This window comes from Paenibacillus taichungensis (assembly GCF_050994985.1).
GTDB lineage: Bacteria > Bacillota > Bacilli > Paenibacillales > Paenibacillaceae > Paenibacillus > Paenibacillus taichungensis.
Window position 1 is genome coordinate 1,150,461 of sequence record NZ_CP194720.1, and the last position, 24,331, is coordinate 1,174,791.

At 47.0% G+C, this 24,331-nt stretch carries 25 protein-coding genes and 1 other annotated feature; of the genes, 24 read left to right on the forward strand and 1 reads right to left on the reverse strand.

The window, feature by feature from the left end; translation table 11 throughout:
- The first annotated feature begins 144 nt into the window (after positions 1–144).
- The 17 genes from murB to ACR1R9_RS05305 all read left to right on the forward strand — a co-directional run bounded on the left by murB (position 145) and on the right by ACR1R9_RS05305 (position 18,119).
- Positions 145–1,050, forward strand: coding sequence for a UDP-N-acetylmuramate dehydrogenase (murB, locus tag ACR1R9_RS05225; protein WP_433921574.1), 906 nt, complete (start codon positions 145–147; stop codon positions 1,048–1,050).
- A gap of 17 nt (positions 1,051–1,067) precedes the next feature.
- Positions 1,068–2,351: a UDP-N-acetylglucosamine 1-carboxyvinyltransferase gene (gene murA / locus ACR1R9_RS05230; RefSeq protein ID WP_053781219.1), complete on the forward strand. Its 1,284-nt coding sequence runs from the start codon at positions 1,068–1,070 to the stop codon at positions 2,349–2,351.
- Between the two features lie 58 nt (positions 2,352–2,409).
- A complete protein-coding gene (locus tag ACR1R9_RS05235; RefSeq protein WP_163755308.1) occupies positions 2,410–3,177 on the forward strand; it encodes a cell division protein FtsQ/DivIB in 768 nt (255 codons plus the stop codon).
- A gap of 293 nt (positions 3,178–3,470) precedes the next feature.
- The gene (gene ftsA, locus ACR1R9_RS05240; RefSeq protein ID WP_163755306.1) at positions 3,471–4,754 is read left to right on the forward strand and encodes a cell division protein FtsA; all 1,284 of its coding nucleotides are present in this window, start codon (positions 3,471–3,473) and stop codon (positions 4,752–4,754) included.
- A gap of 150 nt (positions 4,755–4,904) precedes the next feature.
- Entirely contained in the window at positions 4,905–6,017 is a 1,113-nt protein-coding gene (gene ftsZ, locus ACR1R9_RS05245; protein WP_063566980.1) for a cell division protein FtsZ, read from the forward strand.
- 255 nt (positions 6,018–6,272) lie between these two features.
- Complete coding sequence (gene spoIIGA / locus ACR1R9_RS05250) at positions 6,273–7,253, forward strand: sigma-E processing peptidase SpoIIGA (RefSeq protein ID WP_063567038.1); 981 nt, start codon at positions 6,273–6,275, stop codon at positions 7,251–7,253.
- Positions 7,254–7,264: 11 nt separating this feature from the next.
- A complete protein-coding gene (gene sigE, locus ACR1R9_RS05255; protein ID WP_433921573.1) occupies positions 7,265–7,987 on the forward strand; it encodes an RNA polymerase sporulation sigma factor SigE in 723 nt (240 codons plus the stop codon).
- Between the two features lie 111 nt (positions 7,988–8,098).
- Complete coding sequence (gene sigG, locus ACR1R9_RS05260) at positions 8,099–8,881, forward strand: RNA polymerase sporulation sigma factor SigG (protein ID WP_024628410.1); 783 nt, start codon at positions 8,099–8,101, stop codon at positions 8,879–8,881.
- 201 nt (positions 8,882–9,082) lie between these two features.
- On the forward strand, positions 9,083–9,472 hold the full coding sequence (locus ACR1R9_RS05265) for a YlmC/YmxH family sporulation protein (RefSeq protein WP_375165325.1): 390 nt from the start codon (positions 9,083–9,085) through the stop codon (positions 9,470–9,472).
- Positions 9,473–9,523: 51 nt separating this feature from the next.
- Positions 9,524–10,417: a peptidoglycan editing factor PgeF gene (gene pgeF, locus ACR1R9_RS05270; protein ID WP_433921572.1), complete on the forward strand. Its 894-nt coding sequence runs from the start codon at positions 9,524–9,526 to the stop codon at positions 10,415–10,417.
- A 6-nt stretch (positions 10,418–10,423) separates the two neighbouring features.
- Positions 10,424–11,125 (forward strand): YggS family pyridoxal phosphate-dependent enzyme, encoded by a 702-nt coding sequence (locus ACR1R9_RS05275; RefSeq protein WP_433921571.1) that lies wholly within the window; start codon positions 10,424–10,426, stop codon positions 11,123–11,125.
- A complete protein-coding gene (locus ACR1R9_RS05280; protein WP_063566976.1) occupies positions 11,116–11,583 on the forward strand; it encodes a cell division protein SepF in 468 nt (155 codons plus the stop codon). The genes ACR1R9_RS05275 and ACR1R9_RS05280 overlap by 10 nt, the downstream gene beginning before the upstream one ends.
- 7 nt (positions 11,584–11,590) lie before the next feature.
- On the forward strand, positions 11,591–11,860 hold the full coding sequence (locus ACR1R9_RS05285) for a YggT family protein (protein WP_205524745.1): 270 nt from the start codon (positions 11,591–11,593) through the stop codon (positions 11,858–11,860).
- Between the two features lie 16 nt (positions 11,861–11,876).
- The gene (locus tag ACR1R9_RS05290) at positions 11,877–12,659 is read left to right on the forward strand and encodes an RNA-binding protein (protein WP_175383156.1); all 783 of its coding nucleotides are present in this window, start codon (positions 11,877–11,879) and stop codon (positions 12,657–12,659) included.
- A gap of 240 nt (positions 12,660–12,899) precedes the next feature.
- Positions 12,900–13,409 carry a DivIVA domain-containing protein gene (locus ACR1R9_RS05295; protein ID WP_063566974.1) on the forward strand — a complete coding sequence of 170 codons (510 nt, stop codon included), beginning with the start codon at positions 12,900–12,902 and terminating at the stop codon, positions 13,407–13,409.
- 58 nt (positions 13,410–13,467) lie between these two features.
- Positions 13,468–13,759, forward strand: a binding site (T-box leader).
- 675 nt (positions 13,760–14,434) lie between these two features.
- Positions 14,435–17,533, forward strand: coding sequence for an isoleucine--tRNA ligase (gene ileS / locus ACR1R9_RS05300; protein ID WP_076288136.1), 3,099 nt, complete (start codon positions 14,435–14,437; stop codon positions 17,531–17,533).
- 229 nt (positions 17,534–17,762) lie between these two features.
- Positions 17,763–18,119, forward strand: coding sequence for a DUF5665 domain-containing protein (locus tag ACR1R9_RS05305; RefSeq protein WP_063567857.1), 357 nt, complete (start codon positions 17,763–17,765; stop codon positions 18,117–18,119).
- Between the two features lie 12 nt (positions 18,120–18,131).
- Here ACR1R9_RS05305 and ACR1R9_RS05310 read toward each other — a convergent pair whose 3' ends face one another.
- Positions 18,132–18,869: a TraR/DksA C4-type zinc finger protein gene (locus ACR1R9_RS05310; RefSeq protein ID WP_099858480.1), complete on the reverse strand. Its 738-nt coding sequence runs from the start codon at positions 18,867–18,869 to the stop codon at positions 18,132–18,134.
- 220 nt (positions 18,870–19,089) lie between these two features.
- On the opposite strand from ACR1R9_RS05310, the gene lspA reads away from it, so the two are divergent.
- From lspA to ACR1R9_RS05345, 7 genes are all read left to right on the forward strand, one after another.
- Entirely contained in the window at positions 19,090–19,584 is a 495-nt protein-coding gene (gene lspA, locus ACR1R9_RS05315) for a signal peptidase II (protein WP_024628399.1), read from the forward strand.
- Positions 19,585–19,657: 73 nt separating this feature from the next.
- A complete protein-coding gene (locus tag ACR1R9_RS05320; protein WP_240342976.1) occupies positions 19,658–20,560 on the forward strand; it encodes an RluA family pseudouridine synthase in 903 nt (300 codons plus the stop codon).
- Positions 20,561–20,669: 109 nt separating this feature from the next.
- Complete coding sequence (locus ACR1R9_RS05325; RefSeq protein ID WP_063567860.1) at positions 20,670–21,923, forward strand: LL-diaminopimelate aminotransferase; 1,254 nt, start codon at positions 20,670–20,672, stop codon at positions 21,921–21,923.
- A gap of 210 nt (positions 21,924–22,133) precedes the next feature.
- Positions 22,134–23,024: a decaprenyl-phosphate phosphoribosyltransferase gene (locus ACR1R9_RS05330; RefSeq protein ID WP_310853982.1), complete on the forward strand. Its 891-nt coding sequence runs from the start codon at positions 22,134–22,136 to the stop codon at positions 23,022–23,024.
- 32 nt (positions 23,025–23,056) lie between these two features.
- Entirely contained in the window at positions 23,057–23,689 is a 633-nt protein-coding gene (locus ACR1R9_RS05335; protein WP_433921570.1) for an HAD family hydrolase, read from the forward strand.
- 26 nt (positions 23,690–23,715) lie between these two features.
- A complete protein-coding gene (locus tag ACR1R9_RS05340; RefSeq protein ID WP_090810048.1) occupies positions 23,716–24,006 on the forward strand; it encodes an EamA family transporter in 291 nt (96 codons plus the stop codon).
- 4 nt (positions 24,007–24,010) lie between these two features.
- Positions 24,011–24,313 (forward strand): EamA family transporter, encoded by a 303-nt coding sequence (locus tag ACR1R9_RS05345; RefSeq protein ID WP_076288302.1) that lies wholly within the window; start codon positions 24,011–24,013, stop codon positions 24,311–24,313.
- Positions 24,314–24,331 lie beyond the last annotated feature (18 nt).

Below are 24,331 nucleotides of genomic sequence, written 5' to 3' on the forward strand. Positions count from 1 at the left end.
CGTTTTGGGCGATTGTCACACACACGGCGGGACTGACATAAGATACCCTATAAATCGTGACAATCGTTCCATGGCGCCGCAACACGGCTTGCAGCAACGAAAACTGCCGTGCTCATCGGTTTTGAAGTAAAGGAGGATATTAATATGCAGCAGTGGATATCGTTACTATCCCAGAACAATGTCGGCAAAGTTCTTGAAAACGAGCCGCTAGCCAAATACACCACATGGAAGATCGGCGGTCCTGCAGATGCGCTGGTCATACCGGAAAACAAGGAGCAGATGGTCAATCTCATCCAATTGCTGCACAAACATCAGATCCCATGGATGCAGCTTGGACGGGGTTCAAACATGCTGGTGTCTGACAAGGGAATACGCGGAGTTGTCGTGAAACCGGGAGAAGGTTTTGATTATGCCGAATTTCACGAGGGCGGGGTAACTGCTGGAGCGGCACATTCCTTTGTTAAACTCAGTGTTGTTGCTGCAAAGAAAGAGTGGACCGGTTTGGAATTTGGCAGCGGAATCCCCGGAACAGTCGGCGGAGCCGTATATATGAATGCTGGTGCCCATGGATCGGATGTGTCACGGATATTTCAATCCGCTGAGATTGTACTGGAGACAGGGGAATTGGTACGTTACAGCAAGGAGGACATGGAATTTGCCTATCGCCACTCTGTTCTGCATGACCGGAGAGGCATCGCGCTGGAGGCTACATTTGAACTACAGCAGGGAGAACGCAAAGTCATTTCGGAATCGATGGCGGCCTATAAAGACCGTAGACGCCGTACACAGCCACTGCAGATGGCGTGTGCTGGCAGCGTGTTCCGGAATCCCCCTGGTGATCATGCCGCCCGCCTGATTGAAGCAGCGGGGTTAAAGGGTATGACTCGGGGAGGCGCACAGGTATCCACCATGCATGCCAATTTCATTGTCAATACAGGCCAAGCAACAGCAGAGGACGTTATCACCCTAATGCAGCAGATTCAGAACACTATATCATCTCAAAACGGTATTAACCTGGTACCGGAAGTCTTCGTAGTGGGTGAACGGTAAACCCCGGAGGTGATACATTGGACAAATTGGTGATTGAAGGCGGGAAACCCCTCTCAGGATCCATACGCATCCATGGAGCAAAAAATGCCGCTTTACCGATCATGGCCGCAAGTTTGTTGGCAGACGGAGAAGTTACGCTGCACAACGTTCCACACTTGCTGGACATCGAAGTGATGCTGTATATCCTGGAACGACTTGGATGCACGTGTCGGCATGAACAGGGAACAGTGACGATAGATACATCGTCCATCCGGTCATATGATGTGCCTGAGGATCTCATGAAGCAGATGCGTTCTTCCATTTTTTTGATGGGACCATTGCTGGCTAAGTTTGGGCAAGTATCCGTGTACCAGCCAGGTGGCTGTGCCATTGGGGAACGTAAAATTGATCTTCACCTTCGGGGCCTTGAGGCGCTCGGAGCTTCGATTGAAGAGCTGGATCAGCAGATCATATGCCGTGGGCGCAAGCTGGTGGGAACAGACATTCATCTGGATTTCCCCAGTGTAGGAGCCACAGAAAATATTATGATGGCTGCCGTTACAGCTGAGGGTACAACAACGATATTTAATGCAGCCAGAGAACCAGAGATACAAGATCTGCAACATTTTCTGAATGCGATGGGTGCACGAATTATCGGTGCTGGAACGGATACGATCACCATTAATGGTGTGGAGAAACTCAAGCCTTGCTCTTATGAAATTATACCTGATCGGATCGTTGCAGGAACGGTGATGATTGCAGCCGCAGCAACGAGAGGGAATGTAACGCTTACACACTGCAATCCGGCCCATCTTACTTCCCTTATACATGTGTTGAAGCGTACTGGTGTTCAAATCACAGTCTGCAATGATATAATGACGGTGAGCTGTATGAGCCGTCCCAAATCAGTAGACCGCATTGTGACTTCTCCGTACCCTTCATTTCCAACAGACCTGCAGTCGCAAATTATGGTGCTGCTCAGTCTGGCCGACGGTTTCAGTGTGATGAAGGAAACGGTATTCGAGGGTCGGTTCAAACATGTGGATGAGCTGAATGTCATGGGAGCCGATATCTCGGTAGACCTGAATGCAGCATTTATCCGTGGCGTTCCCCGATTGTACGGGGCTACAGTGGAAGCAACCGATCTGCGTGCAGGTGCAGCACTAGTTATTGCTGGCCTTGCTGCCCAGGGAAAAACGGTTGTGGAGCAAGTGCATCATATTGATAGAGGGTACGATCGTATCGAGAAGCTCTTTCAGAGTCTTGGAGCTTCGGTTGAGCGACAGTCCCCCGTTTCGAAGCAGCTGGATTTTGCCAATTAACGTCCTTTGAGTCCCCTTCTTAAGGGAAGGGGGCCGGAGGCTTTGTGGAGCGCGACCTATGCCTAAAAGTCAAATTCCGGTTCTGAAGAAGAATCGGCCCAAACGAAACACAAGCCGTAAAATTGTTTTTATTCTCTTACTTCTTTTTATTGTATTACTTGCTGTACTTTTTTTTCGTTCTTCGATGAGTCGGATTTCGGCAATTGAGATTACGGGTAATGTATACACAACAACTTCAGAACTGCTGGAGAAAAGTGGGCTGAAGGAGGGCGAACAGTTTTTTGGGACAACCTCTGCTGATGTGATTGAGCGACTGAAAACGATCAAGGCTATATCAACCGTAACTGTGGATAAACAATTTCCAGGGACTATTCTTATCAAGGTGCAGGAATATCCAACGGTTGCGTATGAACTTGGTTCTGACGGTACGCTAAAAGCCATACTGGCAAGCGGGACAAGCTTAACGGTCCCTGCCACCATTGGTGTTGCGGTTGAGAAACCGATTTTGACCCAGTGGAAGGCGGATGATCCGCTCAAGGCCAAGCTGAGTGAAGAGTTGGCCAAGATCCCGAATGAACTAACGACGGATATTTCAGAGATTATTCCGAATCCTACACCTTCTTTCCCGGATCAGATTCGGATGTATACCAAGTCACAGTTTGAAGTGATTACAACCGTTTCTCTATTGTCCGATAAGGTAGAGTATCTCAACCAGGTCATTGAGACGGAACGTCCAGGGAAAATCACGATGCTGGAGGCCGATACGTACGTGCCTTTCATTCCGGATAACCCGGAAGAAGATGCTGAACCAGGAGCAACTCCCTGATTTCCGCCTTTATTCGGTTGATCAGTATTTAAAACCAGGCGGGATCGGGGTTTAGCCCCTTTTATCCAGTGAAAGTTGTTCTTTCTGAGACGAAGAAAAAATGATACACTTGAACTTATGGCACTTGAGTTGCCTCCTTCTTTTTTCTTCAAGGTTTTATGTCTCGCAACCAGATCTTGGCACCCAAAAAAATTGTAGAAAAAAGAGGGAAAGCCTAAAGTGTGTTGAATATATTTTAAGAGTGTTTAAACCCGAACGTATTTTACTATTTGGAGTCAGGAGGTGCCACAGACTTGAGCAACAATGACATCATTGTTAGTTTGGACATCGGTACATCCAAAATTCGCGCTATTATTGGGGAAATGAATAATGGAACCTTTAATATTATTGGAGTTGGATCTGCCGACTCGGAGGGAATTCGCAAAGGTGTAATCGTAGATATCGATCAGACGGTGCAATCGATCCGCAATGCAGTGGATCATGCAGAACGTATGGTAGGTATTCAAATATCCGAAGTGTATGTTGGAATCTCGGGAAATCATATCGGACTGATGAGCAGTCACGGTGTCGTGGCAGTGTCTAACGAGGATCGTGAAATCGGAGAAGAAGACATGGAGCGGGTGTTGAAAGCAGCCGAAGTGATTGCGGTTCCACCGGAACGGGAAATTATTGATGTTGTCGCCAAGCAGTATGTTGTAGATGGCTTGGAGGGCATACAGGACCCCCGTGGTATGATTGGTGTTCGTCTGGAAGTAGAGGCGACCATCATTACGGGTGCAAAAACCGCGATACATAATCTTTTGCGCTGCGTGGAAAAAGCGGGTTTGAAAGTAAGTGATTTGGTACTCATGTCACTTGGAGCAGGTCAGCTGGCATTGTCCAAGGATGAAAAAACGATGGGTTCCGTGCTTGTGGATATCGGAGCAGGGGCTACAACCATCGCCATCTTCGAAGAAGACAGTCTCGTTGCCACTTCAACGCTGCCTATTGGCGGGGAGTTTGTAACGAATGACATTGCCTATGGTCTGCGCACATTAACAGATCAAGCCGAAAAGGTAAAACTAAAATATGGCTGCGCATGGCTGGATGATGCTGCTGCGGATGTCATGTTCAAAGTAACACGGATCGGCAGCAACGTAGACAAGGAATTCTCTCAAGAGGATCTGGCGGCTATTATTGAACCGAGGGTTCAAGAAATATTCCAAATGATTTCTCAAGAAGTGAAGCGTCTTGGTTACAATGATCTTCCTGGAGGTTATATACTAACGGGAGGTACGGTCTCTATGCCGGGTGTTCTGCAGGTAGCTCAGCATGAGCTTGCTGCTTCGGTACGAGTTGCGGTGCCGGATTATATCGGTGTGCGTGACCCTGGCTTTACTAGCGGAGTCGGCATTTTGCACAGTGTAATCCGCAGTTTGCGTATTCGTCCCTCGAGCAACAACGGCGGTGGAAATAACAACAACAATAATAACAACAAAAAACCGACCAACCGTCCTAAGCCGAATACGGCCCAGGAATCGGAGCAGAAACCAGGTCTGTTCGAACGGCTGAAAAATATGTTCAGCGAATTTATATAAAAGGTTGAATCCATTTCATACAATTCTTGAAGCCGTCTGAATGCGCTGGTTCTAAAATAAACGCTTTCGTTCGTCGATATATGAAATTGATTCGGTTCAATCAAAAATTGGACGGGCCATCCATGCACATTGAGGGGGAGATGGAATAATATGTTGGAATTTGATTTCGAGATGGAGAGCTTGGCTCAAATTAAAGTCATCGGTGTAGGCGGCGGCGGAAGCAATGCAGTCAACCGAATGATCGAAAACGGTGTACAAGGTGTAGAATTTATTACGGTAAATACGGACGCTCAGGCGTTGCACCTCGCGAAATCCGAGCATAAATTGCAAATCGGTGATAAATTAACCCGTGGTCTTGGCGCTGGTGCCAACCCGGATGTAGGTAAAAAAGCAGCGGAAGAATCCCGTGATTTGATCATGAACACCTTGAAAGGTGCAGACATGGTATTTGTTACAGCGGGTATGGGCGGCGGTACGGGTACAGGTGCGGCTCCGGTTATTGCCGAAATCGCCAAAGAGTGCGGCGCACTTACCGTGGGTGTAGTTACTCGCCCGTTCACATTTGAAGGACGTAAACGTTCAAGCCATGCAGAGCAAGGTATTGAAGCTCTCAAGGAAAAAGTGGACACGCTGATCGTCATTCCAAATGACCGTTTGCTTGAGATTGTAGACAAAAAGACACCAATGCTTGAAGCGTTCCGTCAAGCAGATAATGTATTGCGTCAAGCCGTACAAGGTATCTCTGACTTGATCGCTGTACCGGGTCTGATCAACCTTGACTTTGCAGACGTCAAAACGATCATGCACGAGCGCGGATCTGCGCTGATGGGTATCGGTGAATCGACTGGCGAGAACCGTGCTGCAGAAGCGGCACGTAAAGCCATCATGAGTCCTTTGCTTGAAACATCCATCGAAGGTGCACGCGGGGTTATCATGAACATTACGGGTGGCATTAACCTGTCCCTGTATGAAGTCAATGAAGCAGCTGAGATTGTTACGTCAGCTTCTGATCCGGAAGTGAACATGATCTTTGGTGCCATCATTGATGAGGATCTGAAGGAGGAAATCAAAGTCACAGTTATTGCGACTGGCTTTGAAGATAAACCTGCTTCCCCACCACCAGGACGTAAACCCGCTCCAGCAAGTGAGCCTGCGGATAACCGTTCCCCGAATTTGCGTCCGTTCGGAAATCAGCCGAGCAATGATCAGCTGGATATTCCGACATTTTTGCGCAATCGTTCACGTAATAATAACAACGATTAATACGATAATAGATTTCATTGAAGACCCGGTGCTCCTGATGGAGCAACCGGGTCTTTTTTGTTTTTTTTATTATCCTATCACATCGTATTGAACAAATTCTGAACAACTGCTCTGAGTAAATCCGACAAAAAAAGTTGGAACGATCCCCCCATGATTAGACAGACTTTGAAAAGTGAGCTCCTTATACTTGTGAATATGCTCATGAATATCGGGATAACGTTATTTCGATATGTTGCGCGCAGGCAGGTGAAGAATGTGGTTGTATATGTGGATCTTATTTTTTTGACGAACCTGTGTATTGACGGTGCGCTCATCGGACTGACGGCCTGGATGCGCAAAACGAAGCTGGTCTGGTGGCGATGGTTGCTGTCCGCGATCGTGGGTGCGCTGTACGTTGTCATGATGTTTGTGCCGGAGTTTGATTTTATGTTCACCTTTTTGATCAAGTTTGGATTGTCTCTGGTGATGCTGAGTATTGCATTTGGGTTTAAGGGTCTTCAGGCATTTATGAGGACTTTGGGTACCTTCTATGTAATCAATTTTGTCGCCGCAGGGGGAATTCTGGGTGTGCACTACATGCTGCAAAGCTCTGGGGAATTGTTCAACGGCATTTGGTTTACAGCATCAGGTGGAATGTCTTTTGATTTGAAAATTGCCTTCTGGTTCACGTTTGTCGTCTTTTTTGCCGTGCTTTTTCTATTCAAAGCCGTGCAGAGCTCCAAACGAAAAACAGACCGAATGACAACGTACTTGGGTAAAGTGGAGGTTTTTATTGATGATGTGACTATTTCTTGTACAGGCCTTCTGGATACAGGAAATCAACTTACAGACCCCCTTTCACGTATGCCCGTCATGGTAATGGAGGTATCGCTATGGCAAGACATGCTGCCTGCTGCTTGGAAGGGCAGGTTGAAGGATGAGGCGCCGGACAACCTTATCATGGAGCTCGATCAGGAGGACTTCCACTGGCAGGATCGTTTAAGGCTTGTACCCTATCGAGGTATTAACAAAGGAACTGCGTTTATGCTGGCGATGAAGCCAGACCGGGTGAAGGTAACGATGGATGAAATGTGTTATGAGACGACAAAGGTATTAATAGGGTTGGACGGGGGCGTATTGTCATCCGATGGAAAATACCAGGCCGTGATTCACCCTGAGCTTGTGCAAGACGCTGCTTCTGCGCAGTCTACGGCTATCTCTGCGGGAGCAACAGAAAAGCCGCTGAATGTGGTATAGGAGGAACGTACATGCTTGTAAAATGGAAACTGATGGCGCAGCTGCAGTACTATCGTTTATTATTTCTGCTTGGTTTGAAAAGTGAAGAGATTTATTATATCGGAGGCAGTGAGGCACTACCGCCCCCGTTAACACGTGAAGAAGAAGAATTTCTGTTGCAAAAGTTGTCTTCTGGAGATTCCGCGATCCGTGCCATGCTGATTGAACGGAACCTGCGACTGGTAGTCTACATCGCACGCAAATTCGAAAATACAGGTATCAATATCGAGGATCTGGTCTCCATCGGTGCAATCGGTTTGATTAAAGCCGTTAATACGTTTGACCCGGAAAAGAAAATTAAGCTGGCAACCTATGCTTCCCGTTGTATCGAAAATGAAATTTTGATGTACCTGAGACGTAACAGTAAAATTCGTACAGAAGTTTCTTTTGATGAACCACTCAATATTGATTGGGATGGAAATGAACTATTATTATCCGATGTACTCGGTACTGAGAACGATACAATCTATCGGAATATCGAAGAACAGGTAGACCGGAAGCTTTTGCATAAAGCATTGGAAAAATTAACCGAGCGGGAGCGAATGATTATGGAGCTTCGCTTTGGCTTGACGGATGGGGAAGAAAAGACACAAAAAGATGTCGCCGATCTGCTTGGAATCTCCCAATCCTATATCTCTCGTCTCGAAAAAAGAATCATTAAAAGACTCCGCAAGGAGTTCAACAAGATGGTCTGAACAGGAGCATTTTTCATAATGGGTATTAATGGCAAGGATGCCAAGTGCGAATAAAAAAGCCTGCCCCGGAGATAATGTACATTAATGTTTCTCCTTGGGAGGTAAATCACGATGACCCGAAACAAAGTCGAGATTTGTGGCGTGGACACCGCAAAATTGCCTGTCCTCACCAACACAGAAATGCGGGAATTGTTTCATTCCCTTCAGCAACACCATGATCGCTCAGCAAGAGAGAAATTAGTGAATGGCAACCTGCGTCTCGTACTCAGTGTCATTCAGCGCTTTAACAATCGGGGAGAGTTTGTCGATGATCTGTTCCAGGTTGGATGTATTGGCCTGATGAAAGCCATTGATAATTTTGATTTATCCCAGAATGTCAAATTTTCAACCTACGCGGTGCCGATGATTATCGGTGAAATCCGTCGATACCTGCGCGATAATAACCCAATTCGGGTATCTCGCTCATTGCGGGACATTGCTTATAAAGCACTTCAGGTGCGTGACAGCCTGACGAATAAAAATTCCCGTGAACCGACGATATTCGAAATTTCTGAGGTACTAAATGTGCCGAAGGAAGATGTGGTTTTTGCATTGGATGCCATTCAGGACCCGGTTTCGCTCTTCGAACCGATCTATCATGATGGTGGAGATCCGATCTATGTGATGGATCAGATCAGTGATGACAAAAACAAAGATGTGTCCTGGATTGAGGAAATTGCACTGCGTGAAGCGATGCACCGTCTCGGTCAAAGGGAGAAAATGATTCTGTCGATGCGGTTTTTCGAAGGAAAAACCCAGATGGAAGTGGCTGATGAAATTGGCATTTCCCAGGCGCAGGTATCCCGTCTGGAGAAATCAGCGATACAACAAATGCAGAAACATGTGAAGTCGTAACAAGGGGTTAGCGAAGAGGCGATCAAAGGGAGAAATATATTCCTTTGATCGTCTTTTTGCTTTTTGGATTTCGACATCAGAGATATTTGGATTTGTTCGGTTTCCTTTCCTTCGAAAAAGAGGACATTTTTCGCGTATGAAACATATATTGTATAGAAGCGGAGAACGGGCAGAAGCGGATTAATCAGGGGGCGGGACCAAATGAAAGTGAACACAGGTGAAGCGGTGGGTAGCGGGATGAAAATTTCGGATTTTCAAACCAAAGATGTTATTAACATTACGGATGGAAAACGTCTGGGTCAGATTAGCGATTTGGAACTGGATCTGAAGCAGGGCCGAATTGAAGCGATTGTTGTGCCAGGTTACAGTCGTTTTATGGGGCTGTTTGGCGGGGGGACGGATCTGGTCATCCCTTGGAGAAACATTGTGAAGATCGGTTCGGATGTGATTTTGGTTAAAATGGATGAAATGAAGGAAAATAACTACGATGAGCGCGACCGTGAAGCCCGCTTGTATGACGAACAGAACAGCCGGATGGACCGGGTGGAACGTATTGAACGGTTAAATCGGAACCAGCGCCGAACGATATAACCGAGACAGAACGAGGTTCATTTGGTACACTGGAAGTTGTGAGGTGAGAAGATGGAACCGTTTATTTTGGATAAGGAAATACGGTCGGGAAGCCAGAACTCAAATAGGGGTCCTGACCCGTTGTTATTATATGTGGAGCCGTGGAAATTGCAGTTTAAGCATATGAAAGCCGGTTTTACGACAAGGCAGGGTGGTGTCGGAAGCACACCTTACGCCAGTCTCAACTGCGCCTATCATGTGGGTGATGATCCGGCTGACGTGCTGAATAATCGCAAACTTGTGGCTGAAAAGCTGGGTTTCCCTTTGGAGTCCTGGACTTGTGGAGAACAAGTACACGGTAAACATGTCGCTGTCATCACGGCTGAAGAGCGGGGCAAAGGTTTGCTGGATCGACAGTCTGCATTACAGGATACGGATGGGTTGGTTACCAATGTGCCTGGTGTGCTGCTGACTTCCTTTTATGCAGATTGTGTACCCCTTTATTTCTATGACCCCGTACAACAAGCGGTGGGGCTTGCTCATGCCGGATGGAAAGGTACAGTTGCTGGTATAGCCGAATCGATGGTCGAAAAGATGGAGCAAGAATATGGAAGTCGCAGACAGGATATCCATGCTGCAATAGGTCCCTCTATTGGGGATTGTTGTTATGAAGTGGATGAAGCGGTTATGCAGCATGTACGGGTTTGGCTGGACCACTCCTCGGGTAATGATGAATACAAGAACTCTGCATCCAATCAAGTATATCGACCTGCCGCAAATGGCAAAACGATGTTAAACTTGAAAGAATGCAATCGACACATTATGATGAAAGCAGGAATATTGCCGGATCATATCGAATGTACAACTTGGTGTACAAGCTGCAATCCCGAGCTATTTTTCTCGTATCGTAAAGAAAATGGCATTACCGGGAGAATGGCGAGCTGGATTGGGCTGGAAGAGAGGTGACCCTCTGTGTCATTGGAGGAGCGTATACAACTAGTAAATCAGAAGATCGAAGCCGCGTGTCAGCGCAGTGGCCGTCAACGTGAAGATGTGAATGTGATTGCTGTCACGAAATACGTCTCACTTGAAACAACGGGAGCTGTGCTTGACCACGGTCTTGAGCATATTGGCGAAAACCGCTGGCAGGATGCACAAGCGAAATGGGAAGCATTCGGTCAGCAGGGAATCTGGCATTTTATCGGTCATTTACAGACGAATAAGGTGAAGGACGTCATCGGTAAATTCCGTTACATACATTCACTGGATCGTTTGTCCCTGGCCAAGGAGTTGGATAAAAAGGCGGCGTCTCTTGGCATCCAGGTGGAAACATTATTGCAGGTGAATATTTCGGGTGAAGAAAGTAAGTATGGCTTGCAGCCTGAACAGGCGAGTTCCTTTTTGCGTGAAATCAGTTCGTTCAACAACCTGAAGGTCATCGGCCTGATGACCATGGCACCCCATGAGGAAGATCCAGAGCTTACACGTCCCGTATTCCGCGGACTGCGTGAGCTTAGAGACCATTTGAATGGACAAGCTTTGACAGCGGAGCCATTGACCGAGTTGTCGATGGGCATGTCCAATGATTTTGAAGTGGCGATTGAAGAAGGGGCAACTTGGGTTCGGCTTGGATCGATTCTCGTAGGAAAAGAGGAGGGTTCGCAATGGGCGTAATGAATAAGTTTATGAATTTCCTCGGGCTTCAGGAAGAGGAAGAGATTGTGGAACGTGAGCGTATGGCGGCACAAGAGGAACATGATCCTGATCAGCAGGAAGCTGAAACCTCAAGTCTCGATAAACGTAGAAACCAAAGGGGTAATAATGTGGTGAGCATTCATTCCCAGAAAAATGTTAAAGTCGTCCTTTATGAACCGCGTTCTTATGACGAAGCACAGGAGATTGCTGACCATCTGCGCTCCCATCGTACAGTTGTCGTTAACCTGCAGCGGGTACGTCAGGATCAGGCTTTGCGCGTCATTGATTTCTTGAGTGGCACAGTGTATGCACTGGGCGGCGGTATTTCAAAAATTGGCGGCAACATTTTTCTCTGTACGCCAGATACGGTTGAAATTCAGGGTTCAATTACGGAAATACTGGCTGACAGCGAGCAAGATTATAACAGAATGAGGTGAGCCACTTTTGTATCAGATTGAAAGCGTGTTGTACACGTTATACCAGATTTACTTTTACATGGTCATTGTCTACATATTGATGTCATGGCTTCCCAATGCACGGGAGAGCTTCATCGGTGAATGGCTAGGTAAGTTTGTAGAACCATATTTAAGACCTTTCCGCCGATTTATTCCGCCTTTGTTCGGTGTGTTGGATATTTCACCGATTGTGGCGTTGATCGTTCTTCAACTCGCGCTTAATGGGCTGATCTCCGTCCTCCGATACTTTGTATATTAAGGTAGGGTGAACATAGATGAGCGGTGAGATTTACGAGCATTTTAGTCATGATGAGCGGGATTTTGTGGATAAAGCCTCAGACTGGGTTGAACGGGCAGGTAAGTATCATGACATGAAGCTAACTGACTTTCTTGATCCCAGGCAGGTCTTTATTTTACAAACACTTGTGAACCGTCGAGATGATGTACAGATTCGTCTGGATGGTGGTTATGAAACAGCTGAACGTAAGCGTGCGCTGATTGCACCGGATTATCGGTATCTGGACGATGAGGATATGGGTATGCAGGTGATGAGCATTACGTCTGACGATCAGAAAATCAAAGAGCTGGAGCATGGGGACTATATGGGTGCCCTGCTCGGGCTTGGCATGAAACGTGGCAAGATCGGTGATATTCAAGTGCTGGAGGACGGATGCCATACGGTGGTGGCGTCGGAAACCGGCGCTTTTTTATCGCTTCAACTGAATCAGGTGCACCGGGTACATGTGTTTACGGAGCTGTTGGCACTGGATCAGCTGAAATGGTCCGAGAGCAGACTGGAGACGATGGATATTACTGTCGCTTCACTGCGTTTGGATGGCATCTGTGCAGATGTGTATCGGCTTAGTCGCAGTAAAGTTCTCGTTCCGATCAAGGCTGGCCGCTGTCGTGTGAATTGGAAAGTGGAGGAAGATCCGTCCAAAGCGCTGAAGGCAGGAGATGTGGTATCCATTCAAGGATTTGGTCGATTCAAGGTGATGGAACAGGATGGATTGACCAAAAAGGGACGCTGCCGCGTAAAAATCGGCAAATTTGCCTAAGAGTGTTGCAGGAAAACCCGCTTTCTTGTCGAAATGTTTAAGGTAAAGGTGCAAAAAACATTCGGTGTTTCCGATATACATTAAAGTGCAAAGGTTGATATGACCGCCAAAGGATCAGATCTGATCCTGCATTCCGTATTCGTGCCAGGATTGGGCATCACATATACGGCCCCTTGGGTGGAACCCATATGCTGCAAACCTTCTCATTCCGGGAAGGAACTTTTACAGGAGGTGGACAGCATGCCATTAACGCCGCTGGACATACACAACAAGGAATTTTCCCGACGTTTGCGCGGGTATGACGAGGATGAGGTCAATGAATTCCTGGATCAAGTCATCAAAGATTACGAAGGCGTCATTCGCGAAAACAAAGAGCTGAGTAATCAGTTGCTGTCCGTTCAGGAGAAGCTTGATCATTTTGCAACGATTGAAGAGACGCTGAGCAAAACGATCATCATTGCGCAGGAAGCTGCAGATGATGTGAAGAACAATGCGAAAAAAGAAGCACAGTTGATCGTGAAGGAAGCCGAGAAAAATGCGGACCGGATCGTAAACGAATCTTTGTCTAAATCACGCAAAATTGCTTTGGAAGTCGAAGAGCTGAAAAAGCAGGCGTCCATCTATCGTGCCCGTTTCCGTACACTTGTGGAAGCACAGCTTGAATTGTTGACTCAGGATGGTTGGGAAGCGCTGGAGAGCCGGGAGCAGGAAGTCCGTGACCGTGAGCGGGAAATGAAGGAAATTTATTAGTCTATCCGCCTGGTTGACTTTTGCCTGTAAAGAGGCTATAACTATATTCATAATGAATAGTGATTCCATGACGGGTTCAGTACGTTATGATCTCATCCCTCAGAGAGTTGGCGTCTGGTGCAAGCCAATGGATGAGTTATAGCCGAATATCTCCCCGGAGAAGTGACGCTGAAGCGGTGAAGGATTGGCCGTGCGTAAGCGAAACCGTGAGCCGAACGTTACATTGGCACCCTGCTGTAGTTAAGCGGGGCATAAGCGCTGTTGATGACAGAGCATACCCAATTTATATTGGATGTGGTTTGTGATGAACAGAATTAGGGTGGTAACGCGAGCATAACCTCGTCCCTTTCCAGGGATGAGGTTTTTTTGTGTCCAAAAAAAGGCGAACGCCCATGAGGCCCAAAGGTGCCTCAAGGAGAGAGCCAGCCGCCGGGGGAGCGAAGCGTCCGGCACCGGGGTTTCGCCAAGGCGAACGCCCATGAGGCCCGAAGGACCTCAAGGAGAGAGCCCACCGCCGGATGAGCGAAGCGTCCGGCACCGGGGTTTCGCCAAGGCGAACGCCCCATAAGGCCCGAAGGTGCCTCAAGGAGAGAGCCACCGCCGGGGGAGCGAAGCGCCCGGCACCGGGGTTTCGCCAAGGCGAACGCCCATGAGGCCCGAAGGACCTCAAGGAGAGAGCCCACCGCCGGATGAGCGAAGCGTCCGGCACCGGGGTTTCGCCAAGGCGAACGCCCATGAGGCCCGAAGGACCTCAAGGAGAGAGCCCACCGCCGGAGGAGCGAAGCGTCCGGCAACTCCCTTCTCGCGGTAAGGCCCTGCGGCGTTCCCGAAGGGGACAGCCGCATGAGGGCCGACTCCAACATAGACACCCTCGCCAACGCCACCGTAGCTCCCGCCAAAGACAACCCATTCCGGGTGTCCAGAGGGCGGAGCGCCTATGGGGTCCCCCTTGGTAAGGGGGATTTAGGGGGATTGAAACGCTTTTTGTGGACGGTCCACAATCCATACTTGAAAGGAAGATTATCATGCAACGAGTTGACGTCAAAGAGAAAGCGCGCGCCAGAGAACTACGCGTGTTAAACAAATGGAAAACCGAGAATACATTCAAAAGATCCATCGAAAACCGCGAAGGTAAGCCGAACTTCGTATTTTACGAGGGACCGCCTACAGCCAACGGTAAACCACATATCGGTCACGTACTGGGACGGGTCATCAAGGATTTCGTGGGACGTTATAACACGATGAAGGGTTACCGCGTCGTTCGTAAAGCAGGCTGGGACACACATGGTCTGCCTGTAGAACTGGGTGTTCAGAAAAAGTTGGGCATCTCCCACAAGTGGGAAATCGAAGATTATGGCGTGGAGAAATTCATTAACGAATGTAAAGCGAGCGTGTTTGAATACGAACAACAATGGCGCGATCTGACCGAAGGTATTGGTTACTGGACAGACATGAATAATCCGTATATCACACTTGATAACAATTACATCGAAAGTGTGTGGAACATTCTGGCGACGATTCATGAAAAAGGCCTGCTGTATCGCGGTCACCGTGTGAGTCCTTACTGTCCGTCTTGTCAGACTACACTTAGCTCCCATGAGGTAGCGCAAGGTTACAAAGACGTGAAAGACCTCAGTGCTACAGCCAAATTCAAGCTGAATGACAGCGGCGAATTCGTGCTTGCCTGGACAACAACGCCTTGGACATTGCCTTCACACGTTGCACTTGCCGTGAACCCGGATATGGACTACTCCCGTGTTCGTCAGGACAACGAAGTGTATATCATGGCGACTAATCTTGTTGAGAAAGTCATGAAGGATGCCAAAGGTGAATATGAAATCATCGGTGCCTTGAAAGGTTCTGACCTGGTTGGCAAAACGTATGATCCTCCGTTCAACTACGTGCAGGCTGAGAAAGCAAACATCATCCTGGGTGCAGGCTTTGTAACCGACGCAAGTGGTACAGGGATTGTACACATGGCACCAGCACATGGTGAAGATGACTATCGTGTATGTCGTGAGAATGGCATCAGTTTTGTGAACATGGTGGACCTGGAAGGCAAGTTTGTGCCACAGGTAACTGATTTTGCCGGACGTTTTGTTAAGGATTGCGATATTGATATCGTAAGATACCTGTCTGAAAAAGGACGTTTGTTCAGCAAAGAAAAATATGAGCACAGCTATCCGTTCTGCTGGCGTTGTGATACACCACTTCTGTACTATGCAATGGACAGCTGGTTTATCCAAACAACAGCAATCAAGGATCAGTTGATCGCCAATAACAGTGAAGTAGACTGGTACCCGGGCCACGTTCGTGACGGGCGTTTCGGGAAGTTCCTTGAAGATCTCGTAGACTGGAATATCAGCCGTGACCGCTATTGGGGAACGCCATTGAACATCTGGGTGTGCGAAGAGACAGGTGAACAATTCGCTCCGCATAGCATCGCTGAACTGCGTGCTCGTGCAATTGGCGACGTTCCTGAGAATCTGGAGCTGCATAAGCCGTATGTAGATGACGTCAAAGTCATGAGCTCTTGTGGTAAATATGAAATGAAACGCACACCGGAAGTGATCGATGTCTGGTTCGACAGCGGCTCCATGCCGTTTGCCCAGCAGCACTATCCATTTGAAAATAAAGAAATATTCGAACAGCAATATCCGGCAGACATGATCTGTGAAGGAATTGACCAGACGCGTGGCTGGTTCTACAGCTTGCTGGCTGTATCTACACTTTTGACAGGCAAAGCGCCATACAAAGCAGTTATGGCAACAGGCCACGTTCTCGATGAGAACGGACAGAAGATGTCCAAATCCAAAGGTAACGTTATCGATCCTTGGGAAGTTATCGAAGAATACGGTACAGACGCATTCCGCTGGGCATTACTGTCTGACAGCGCACCATGGAACAGCAAACGTTTCTCCAAAGGCATCGTGGGCGAAGCGAAATCCAAAATGGTGGATACGTTGGTCAACACCCATGCATTCCTGACGCTGTATGCTACGATTGATGGATTTGATCCACAGGAGCATCCATTCAAGTTGTCTTCACACAATCTGGACCGCTGGATTTTGTCAAGACTGAATAGCCTGATTCTCGTTGTAGAAAAAGCGCTGTCTGTTAACGACTATCTGAACTCTTCCAAAGCCATTGAAGCGTTTGTAGATGAACTCAGCAACTGGTACATCCGTCGTTCACGTGACCGTTTCTGGGGTAGTGGATTGACAGAAGACAAACTGGACGCTTACCGTACACTTACCGAGGTGCTGGTGACTACTGCCAAGCTCGTGGCTCCATTCACACCAATGCTTGCAGAAGATATCTATCTGAACCTGACTACCGGTGAGAGTGTGCACATGGATGATTATCCGGTTGCCAATGAAACGCTGATTGACTTGAATCTGGAGCAGGATATGGAGACAGCACGCCGAATCGTGGAACTTGCCCGTAATGTCCGTAACGAAACAGGAATCAAGACACGTCAACCGTTGTCCGAACTGATTGTTTCTCTGGATAAAGGCTTCGATCTGGCAAGTTATGAAGAGATCATCAAGGATGAGATCAATGTCAAAACTATTCGTACTGAGCATGATGATGCGGATTTCGTTGATTTCACTTTGAAGCTGAACCTGAAAGTAGCGGGTAAAAAATACGGTAAAAACGTAGGGTTCCTGCAGAATTTCTTCAAGGGAATGTCAGCAGATGAGACGCGTAAAGTGGTGACAGAAAATCTTCTGAACGTTGTTTCTCCGGAAGGCGAAGAGCTGCAAGTGACGGGTGAAGAACTGCTGGTTGAGAAACAAGCCAAATCCGGTTTTGCCTCGGCATCCGGCTATGGTCTGACGGTAGCTCTCAATACGGAGATTACAGCAGAACTCGAACAGGAAGGTTGGGTCCGTGAAGTCATTCGTGCAGTTCAAGACACACGGAAGAAGCTGGATCTGCCGATTGAGAAAAGAGTACGTTTGACGCTGGATGTAGACTCTGCTTTACAAGAAGCGATTAAGGCTTTTGATCATGTGCTGCGTGAAAATGTGCTCGTTACCGAAGTTACCTTCGGAACGAATGATTCAATGCAGCGCATTGAAGCTGGAGGCAAAGCCATCGGTGTTTATATCGAGGGGTAATACTGTAATTCTCACGTAAGGCGTTCCTGAAGAAAGGATTGCTCTGTCAGACTTTAACGGGGACAGAGTAACTCTATTTCAAATAGGACAGTATATAGAGACAGACATGCCAACGAGCCTCAGATGCAGGAGATCAATCCTGTGTCCTGGCTCGTTTGGTTTTTCAGCAAATGGGCAATGATTTCTATTGTGCAGACATTCTATATACATCAAAGGAACTGAGTAAATTATGAACGAACAGGATACCCAATCGCCATCTAATTCAGAATCCACGACGCATTCCAAGAATGCGGAGGACAAGATTGAAGAACTTCACAAGCTCACTAACCGGCTCGCGAATGAACTTGAACGTTCACGAATCGCACAGTATACGGAATTACTGAACCGGCCGTGGAAGCTGATCGGACTTAATCTGTTGTCTGGCGCCGCAAGGGGCGTGGGGATTGCCATCGGTTTTACTTTTTTTGCAGCAACGATTATTTACGTGTTACAAGTGCTAGGCGCGCTTAATCTGCCCATCGTGGGTGATTACATCGCAGATATTGTACGGATTGTGCAGCGACAGTTGGAATTAAACACTTATTAGAGTACCCGTAGGTTAATACGTGTCATCTGACTCGATATCCGGTTCTAACAGACCTTCGCCTTCACGGTTCTCCAGATACTGTCGATATTGCCGATTGCGCACGATGGACACGTCATGACCGTAGATATCGGTTGCAACAAAGCTCTCATATGCCTCAACGCATCCCTCGACTTCGTCAGTGGCTTCAATCGCCATAACGTCATAACTGTCGATGTCGCGTCCCTCAGCCATAGCGGGAGTATTGGAGGTACCCCAACTTTCAACAATCTGCCATGCGTCTTCGCCGTCAAAACCGTTCTGGTCATCACGTTCATCCAGGCTTGTGCGGCCAAAGGCAGGGGCGAGGAATTCTTCCTCGACAGGGCGATTTTCGGAAACAACCGTTTCCGGTTGATGCTTTTTGCAGTATTTGGTGTAAGGAACAGCTTGCATGCGTTCATAGGGGATAGGTTGCTGACAGACGGCGCAAGTTCCATAATGACCTTCTTCGATGGAATGCAGGGCAGAATCAATGCGCTCCAATTGAAATTCATCATGCTCCAGCAGGGAAATATCCTTTTCGCGATCATACATCTCGGTAGCTACATCACCCGGATGGTTGTCAATCGGTGATAATTCGCCTGTCTGAAGCTTCATGGAGTCACCAAGACCATAATGTTCGTTCTGCTCCAGTCTATGTTCAATATCGCGCTTTTCAGTTATCAATTGGGAACGTAAGGATTGCAGTTGCTTGGCAGTGAAATGTGACATCATTTTCCCCTTTCTGTTCCGTATGAACTCCGGATTTTAACTCTGTTGTAGGATGTACCATTTGGTGCAGAATTACAGAAGGGAAATGTTATCGTTTTTGCCATGCAGGCTGCGGCTAACCGCGTCGTGGACGATTTCCAAACAGCTGTGCTACAATGAACAAGTCTGGCGTAAAGCCTGGTATCGTTTGGAAAAGACAAGAACGGAGTGACAAACAAACGTGGTGTATTATATCCTCGCTTTTATCGTATTTTTAGTCGATCAGGGAACGAAGTTCCTAATTGCAACCCGGATGGAACTTAGAGATGAAATTCCGGTGATTGGCAATTTCTTTGTCATCACATCACATCGTAACTCAGGTGCAGCTTTTGGTATTTTACAGGATCAACGCTGGTTCTTTATTGTGGTTACACTGGTTGTCGTGGTGGCTTTGGTTTGGTATTTGCAAAAGGTAAAAGATACTCCGCACAAATTGCTGCCTGTAGCGCTTAGTTTGGTGCTTGGGGGGGCTATTGGTAACTTCCTGGATCGGGCTTTGACCGGAGAAGTTGTCGATTTTATCCAGCTTAATTTTGGTAGCTATACGTTTCCCATTTTCAACATAGCCGACTCGGCGATCTGTATCGGTGTGGTATTGATTATTGTAGAAACGTTGCTTGAAGGACGGCGCGAGAAAGCAGCCGCAAAGGTCGAAGGGAATGAACATCATGAGTAAATCGCAAAATGAAGAACAGACTAACGGAGAAACATCAACGCATGACGATGAACTCTTGAATGGCAATGATCGTATGGAATGGACGGTTGCTGCTGAACATAATAAAGAACGAATTGACAAATATATTACAGAATCCATGGATAACGTATCGCGCTCCCAAGTTCAATTGTGGATCGGAGACGGATTCGTAACGGTGAACGGGGCTAAAGTCAAAGCTAACACCAAATTATCTGAAGGCGATCTGGTAGAGCTTTTGATCCCTGAACCGACGACTGTAGAGATTATTGCTGAAAATATTCCACTTGAAGTGGTGTATGAAGATAGTGATTTGATCGTTATCAACAAACAGCGTGGCCTTGTTGTACATCCAGCACCAGGACATACGTCAGGAACACTTGTTAATGCATTGATGTATCACTGTAAAGATCTCTCAGGCATTAACGGCGAACTGCGTCCGGGTATTGTTCATCGGATTGATAAGGACACATCAGGTCTAATTATGGCTGCCAAAAATGATCGTGCTCACGCCTCACTGGCCGCTCAACTCAAAGAGCATAGTGTGAATAGACGATATATTGCACTCGTTCATGGGCATCTTAGCCATGATCAGGGTACGATTGATGCACCGATTGGTCGAGATACCAATGATCGCAAAATGTATACCGTGACAGAGCGTAACAGTAAACATGCGGTCACGCATTTTACCGTCACCGAGCGCATCAATGACTACACGTTGTTGGAGCTGAAATTGGAGACAGGGCGTACCCACCAGATTCGTGTTCACATGAAGTTTATAGGTCATCCGCTTGTTGGAGATCCGACGTATGGTCGTAACAAAGGAATCAAAATGCAGGGACAAGCCCTGCATGCCGCGATTCTCGGTTTTGTACATCCAACGACTGGAGAATACCTTGAATTTACAGCTCCGCTTCCGCAGGATATGGAAGATGTTCTGGCCTCACTGCGTAGCCGCTGACAGCTCTAGAAAGTACAAATGTTCGGATAATTTGTCCATGGTTTTGAACGCGCAAATGCTTCATATTAAAGTGTAGAAATTTGCGTCAAATGAGGAGATGAACAAAATCATGAGTATTGATAAATATCAGGAAACGTACATTCAGACTAATTTTGCCGACCGTATTGGCGGCTCCAACTATGGTAAAGACACCAACATCTATAAATTCGAGAAAATCAAACGTGCCAAAGCTTCGGCTAAAAAAGATTTTCCCAATGTAGAACTGATTGACCTCGGCGTAGGTGAACCGGACGAGATGGCAGATGCAGGCATCGTAGCTGCATTGGCGGAGCAAGCCTCCAAACCTGAGAACCGTGGATACGCGGATAATGGTATTCCTGAATTCAAGGAAGCGGCAGCTGCTTACCTGAAAAATGTATTTAATGTTGAAGGTATCGATGCATCAACTGAAATCGTGCATTCCATCGGTTCCAAGCCAGCTTTGGCGATGATGCCTTCTTGCTTCATCAATCCAGGTGATGTAACGATTATGACGGTGCCAGGGTATCCGGTTATGGGTACACACACCAAATACCTGGGTGGTGAAGTGTTCAACATTCAATTGACCAAGGAGAACAACTTCCTGCCAGATTTGTCGGCTATTCCGGAAGATATCGCGAAACGAGCGAAACTGCTCTATCTGAACTATCCAAATAACCCAACGGGCGCGAGTGCTACCGTAGAGTTCTTTACGGAAGTGGTTGAATGGGCGAAGAAATACAGCGTAGTCGTTGTACATGATGCTCCATACGCAGCATTGACTTATGACGGCAAAAAACCGTTCAGCTTCCTGTCTGTACCTGGTGCGAAGGATGTGGGCGTAGAATTGCACTCCCTGTCCAAGTCCTATAACATGACAGGCTGGAGAATCGGTTTTGTTGCAGGTAACCCGCTTGTTGTTAAAGCATTCAGCGACGTAAAAGACAACAATGACTCCGGTCAGTTCATCGCGATCCAAAAGGCTGCTGCTTATGGATTGAACCACCCGGAAATCACGGAAAAAATCGCCGAGAAATATTCCCGTCGTCACGACCTTCTGGTAGCTGCACTGAACGAGCTCGGCTTCCAGGCTGAGAAACCTAAAGGTTCCTTCTTCCTTTATGTTGAAGCTCCAAAAGGTATTGTCGGAGGCCGCCGCTTTGAATCAGGCGAGGACTTCTCCCAGTTCCTGATTCGTGAGAAACTGATCTCTTCGGTGCCTTGGGATGATGCCGGTAACTTTGTTCGTTTCTCCGTTACCTTTGAAGCTAAAGGGGAAGAAGAAGAGAAACGTGTTATCGCTGAGATTAAACGCCGCCTAAGCGACGTGCAATTCGAATTTTAGTTTAAATTCACATAATCATAATGATGTAATGTAAAGAAAAAAGAGACCGGAAACGGTCTCTTTTTTTATGCAAAAAAATATAAATTCTTCCTGTAATCCCTTTACAAAATTATACAAGCAACATATGATTAGATCTTTACGTTATTTATATAAGTCAGAAGTTGCTTTTGAAGGGAGTTATGGAAATTGTTATCATCACGTACCAGTACCGTGTCTACACCTGCTGCAGGGACAGGAAATACCATTTCAGGATTGCTAAAATTATTGAGACCGAAACAATGGACCAAAAATTTGTTGTTATTTGCCGCGCTGCTTTTTTCTTTTGAGGAAATTCGGACGGAGACCATTCTATCGACTTTGCTAGGTTTTATTTTATTTAGCCTGGTTGCAGGCTGCGTTTATATTTTAAACGATTATGTAGATCGCGACAGAGATCGTCAGCATCCGGTGAAGATGTTCCGTCCCCTTGCTTCTGGACAGGTCAATCCGGCTCACGCCTTGCTGTTTGGAATACTGTTATTGATCTTTTCGGTCGGGACAGCCTTCGTAATGAACCCGTTATTCGGAGTGTTATGTATTGTTTATTTCCTTCTGAATGTGTCGTACTCATTTGTACTGAAACATCTCGTTATTTTGGATATGATGACTATAGCGGCTGGGTTTGTACTTCGTGCGATTGCGGGCGGTGTGCTGATCCATGTACCATTTACGCCGTGGTTTCTCATCTGTACGATGCTTTTGTCTCTATTCCTGGCTATTGGCAAACGGAGGAATGAACTTACTCTGCTTGAGGGAAATACCGGTTCACACCGTAAAGTATTGGATAATTATTCGATTACGTTATTGGATCAGTTCAATACCATTGTCACAACGGCGACCATTATCAGTTATTCGCTCTTTACGTTCACATCCGATCGCACCATTCATTTAATGTGGACGATTCCTTTGGTTATATACGGCATGTTCCGTTATCTGTATCTGATTCATATGAAGAACCAAGGGGGTTCGCCTGATCGAGTTCTATTTGAGGACAAGCCCATCTTAATCACCGTTGTTTTGTATGTCATCAGTGTTGTTTCTATTTTCGCCATTTTCGAATAAAACTAGAGTCAAAAAGCTAGAGGGGGATCAGGGTGAAAAGCACGAAAGTTGCCATCTTTGATATTGATAAAACGATTATACGCAGAGATTCCATGTTTCAGTTTGTGCATTACGGCGTTCGGCGTTACCCATGGCAGGTATGGAGACTGCCTGTAATTGCATTTCATACTGCGTTGTTCAAGGCAGGTCTGATGACCGTTGAACGTGTCAAACGTTCTTATTTCAAGAGCATAGAGCGCATGTCCGAAGAAGATCTGGAGCATTTTTTTGATACACGATTGCGTACAGCCATTTTTGCAGAGGCAAGTGTAGAGATGCAGCACCGTAAGGAAGCAGGCTATCATGTATTGCTGGTGACCGCATCTCCGCATGCCTATATGAAATATTTTAAAAATTTCCCTTGGGTGGATCATGTCATTGGTACCGATCTGGTTCGTCACTCGAATGGCTATACTTGTAGGATTGAAGGCAGCAATTGCAAAGGGGATGAGAAGGTTCGCCGTATTCAGGCCTATCTGGATGAGAAAAAGATGGTGATTGATTATGATCAATCCTGCTCTTACTCTGACTCCTTATCCGATCTTCCAGTGATGCAGTTGGTGAGTCAGCGATACTTTATTAACAAGCGCGTGCCAGAGATGGAGGCATTGTCGTGGGGGAGATAAAAGGGCGCCACACAGGCAAGCTGTTGATGCTTGTCTCCGCTTTTCTTACAGCGACGGGACAACTGTTCTGGAAGTGGGGTCTGACCGAGTGGATCTATCTGGGCATCGGCTTTCTATGTTATGGGCTGGGTGCCATTTTGATGATCAAGGCTTTTGCTTTGGAAAAGCTGTCTGTGGCCTATCCTTTGATGTGTGCCAGCTATGTGTTTGCGCTGATCTATGGTTACTTTTTGCTAGGAGAAGAAATTACGGTGCAGAAGCTGGCCGCTGTTGTGCTGCTTGGAATCGGGGTGACGTTGACCAGTGTTGATCGATAGCTGGATGATTGCTGTATTAATTGCAATGACCCTGTGTGGAGCGATGGGGGGAGCGGGTTTGAAAGCCTACGCCACCAGCCGCAAAAAGCTGCATGTTCTAATGGGGCTAGGATTTTACGGTACAGGTGCGCTGCTGAATATTGTATTGTTGAAATTTCTCCCCTTAACGGTTGTGCTGCCTGCCAATGCATTAACGTATGTGTGGACGCTCATTATAGCGCGCTTTGCCTTTAAGGAAACAGTGGGTCCTTTGCGCTGGATCGGTGTCGCTTGTATTATGGGCGGGTTGTGTTTATTGGTTTTCTAGAATAATTGAAACTGGATG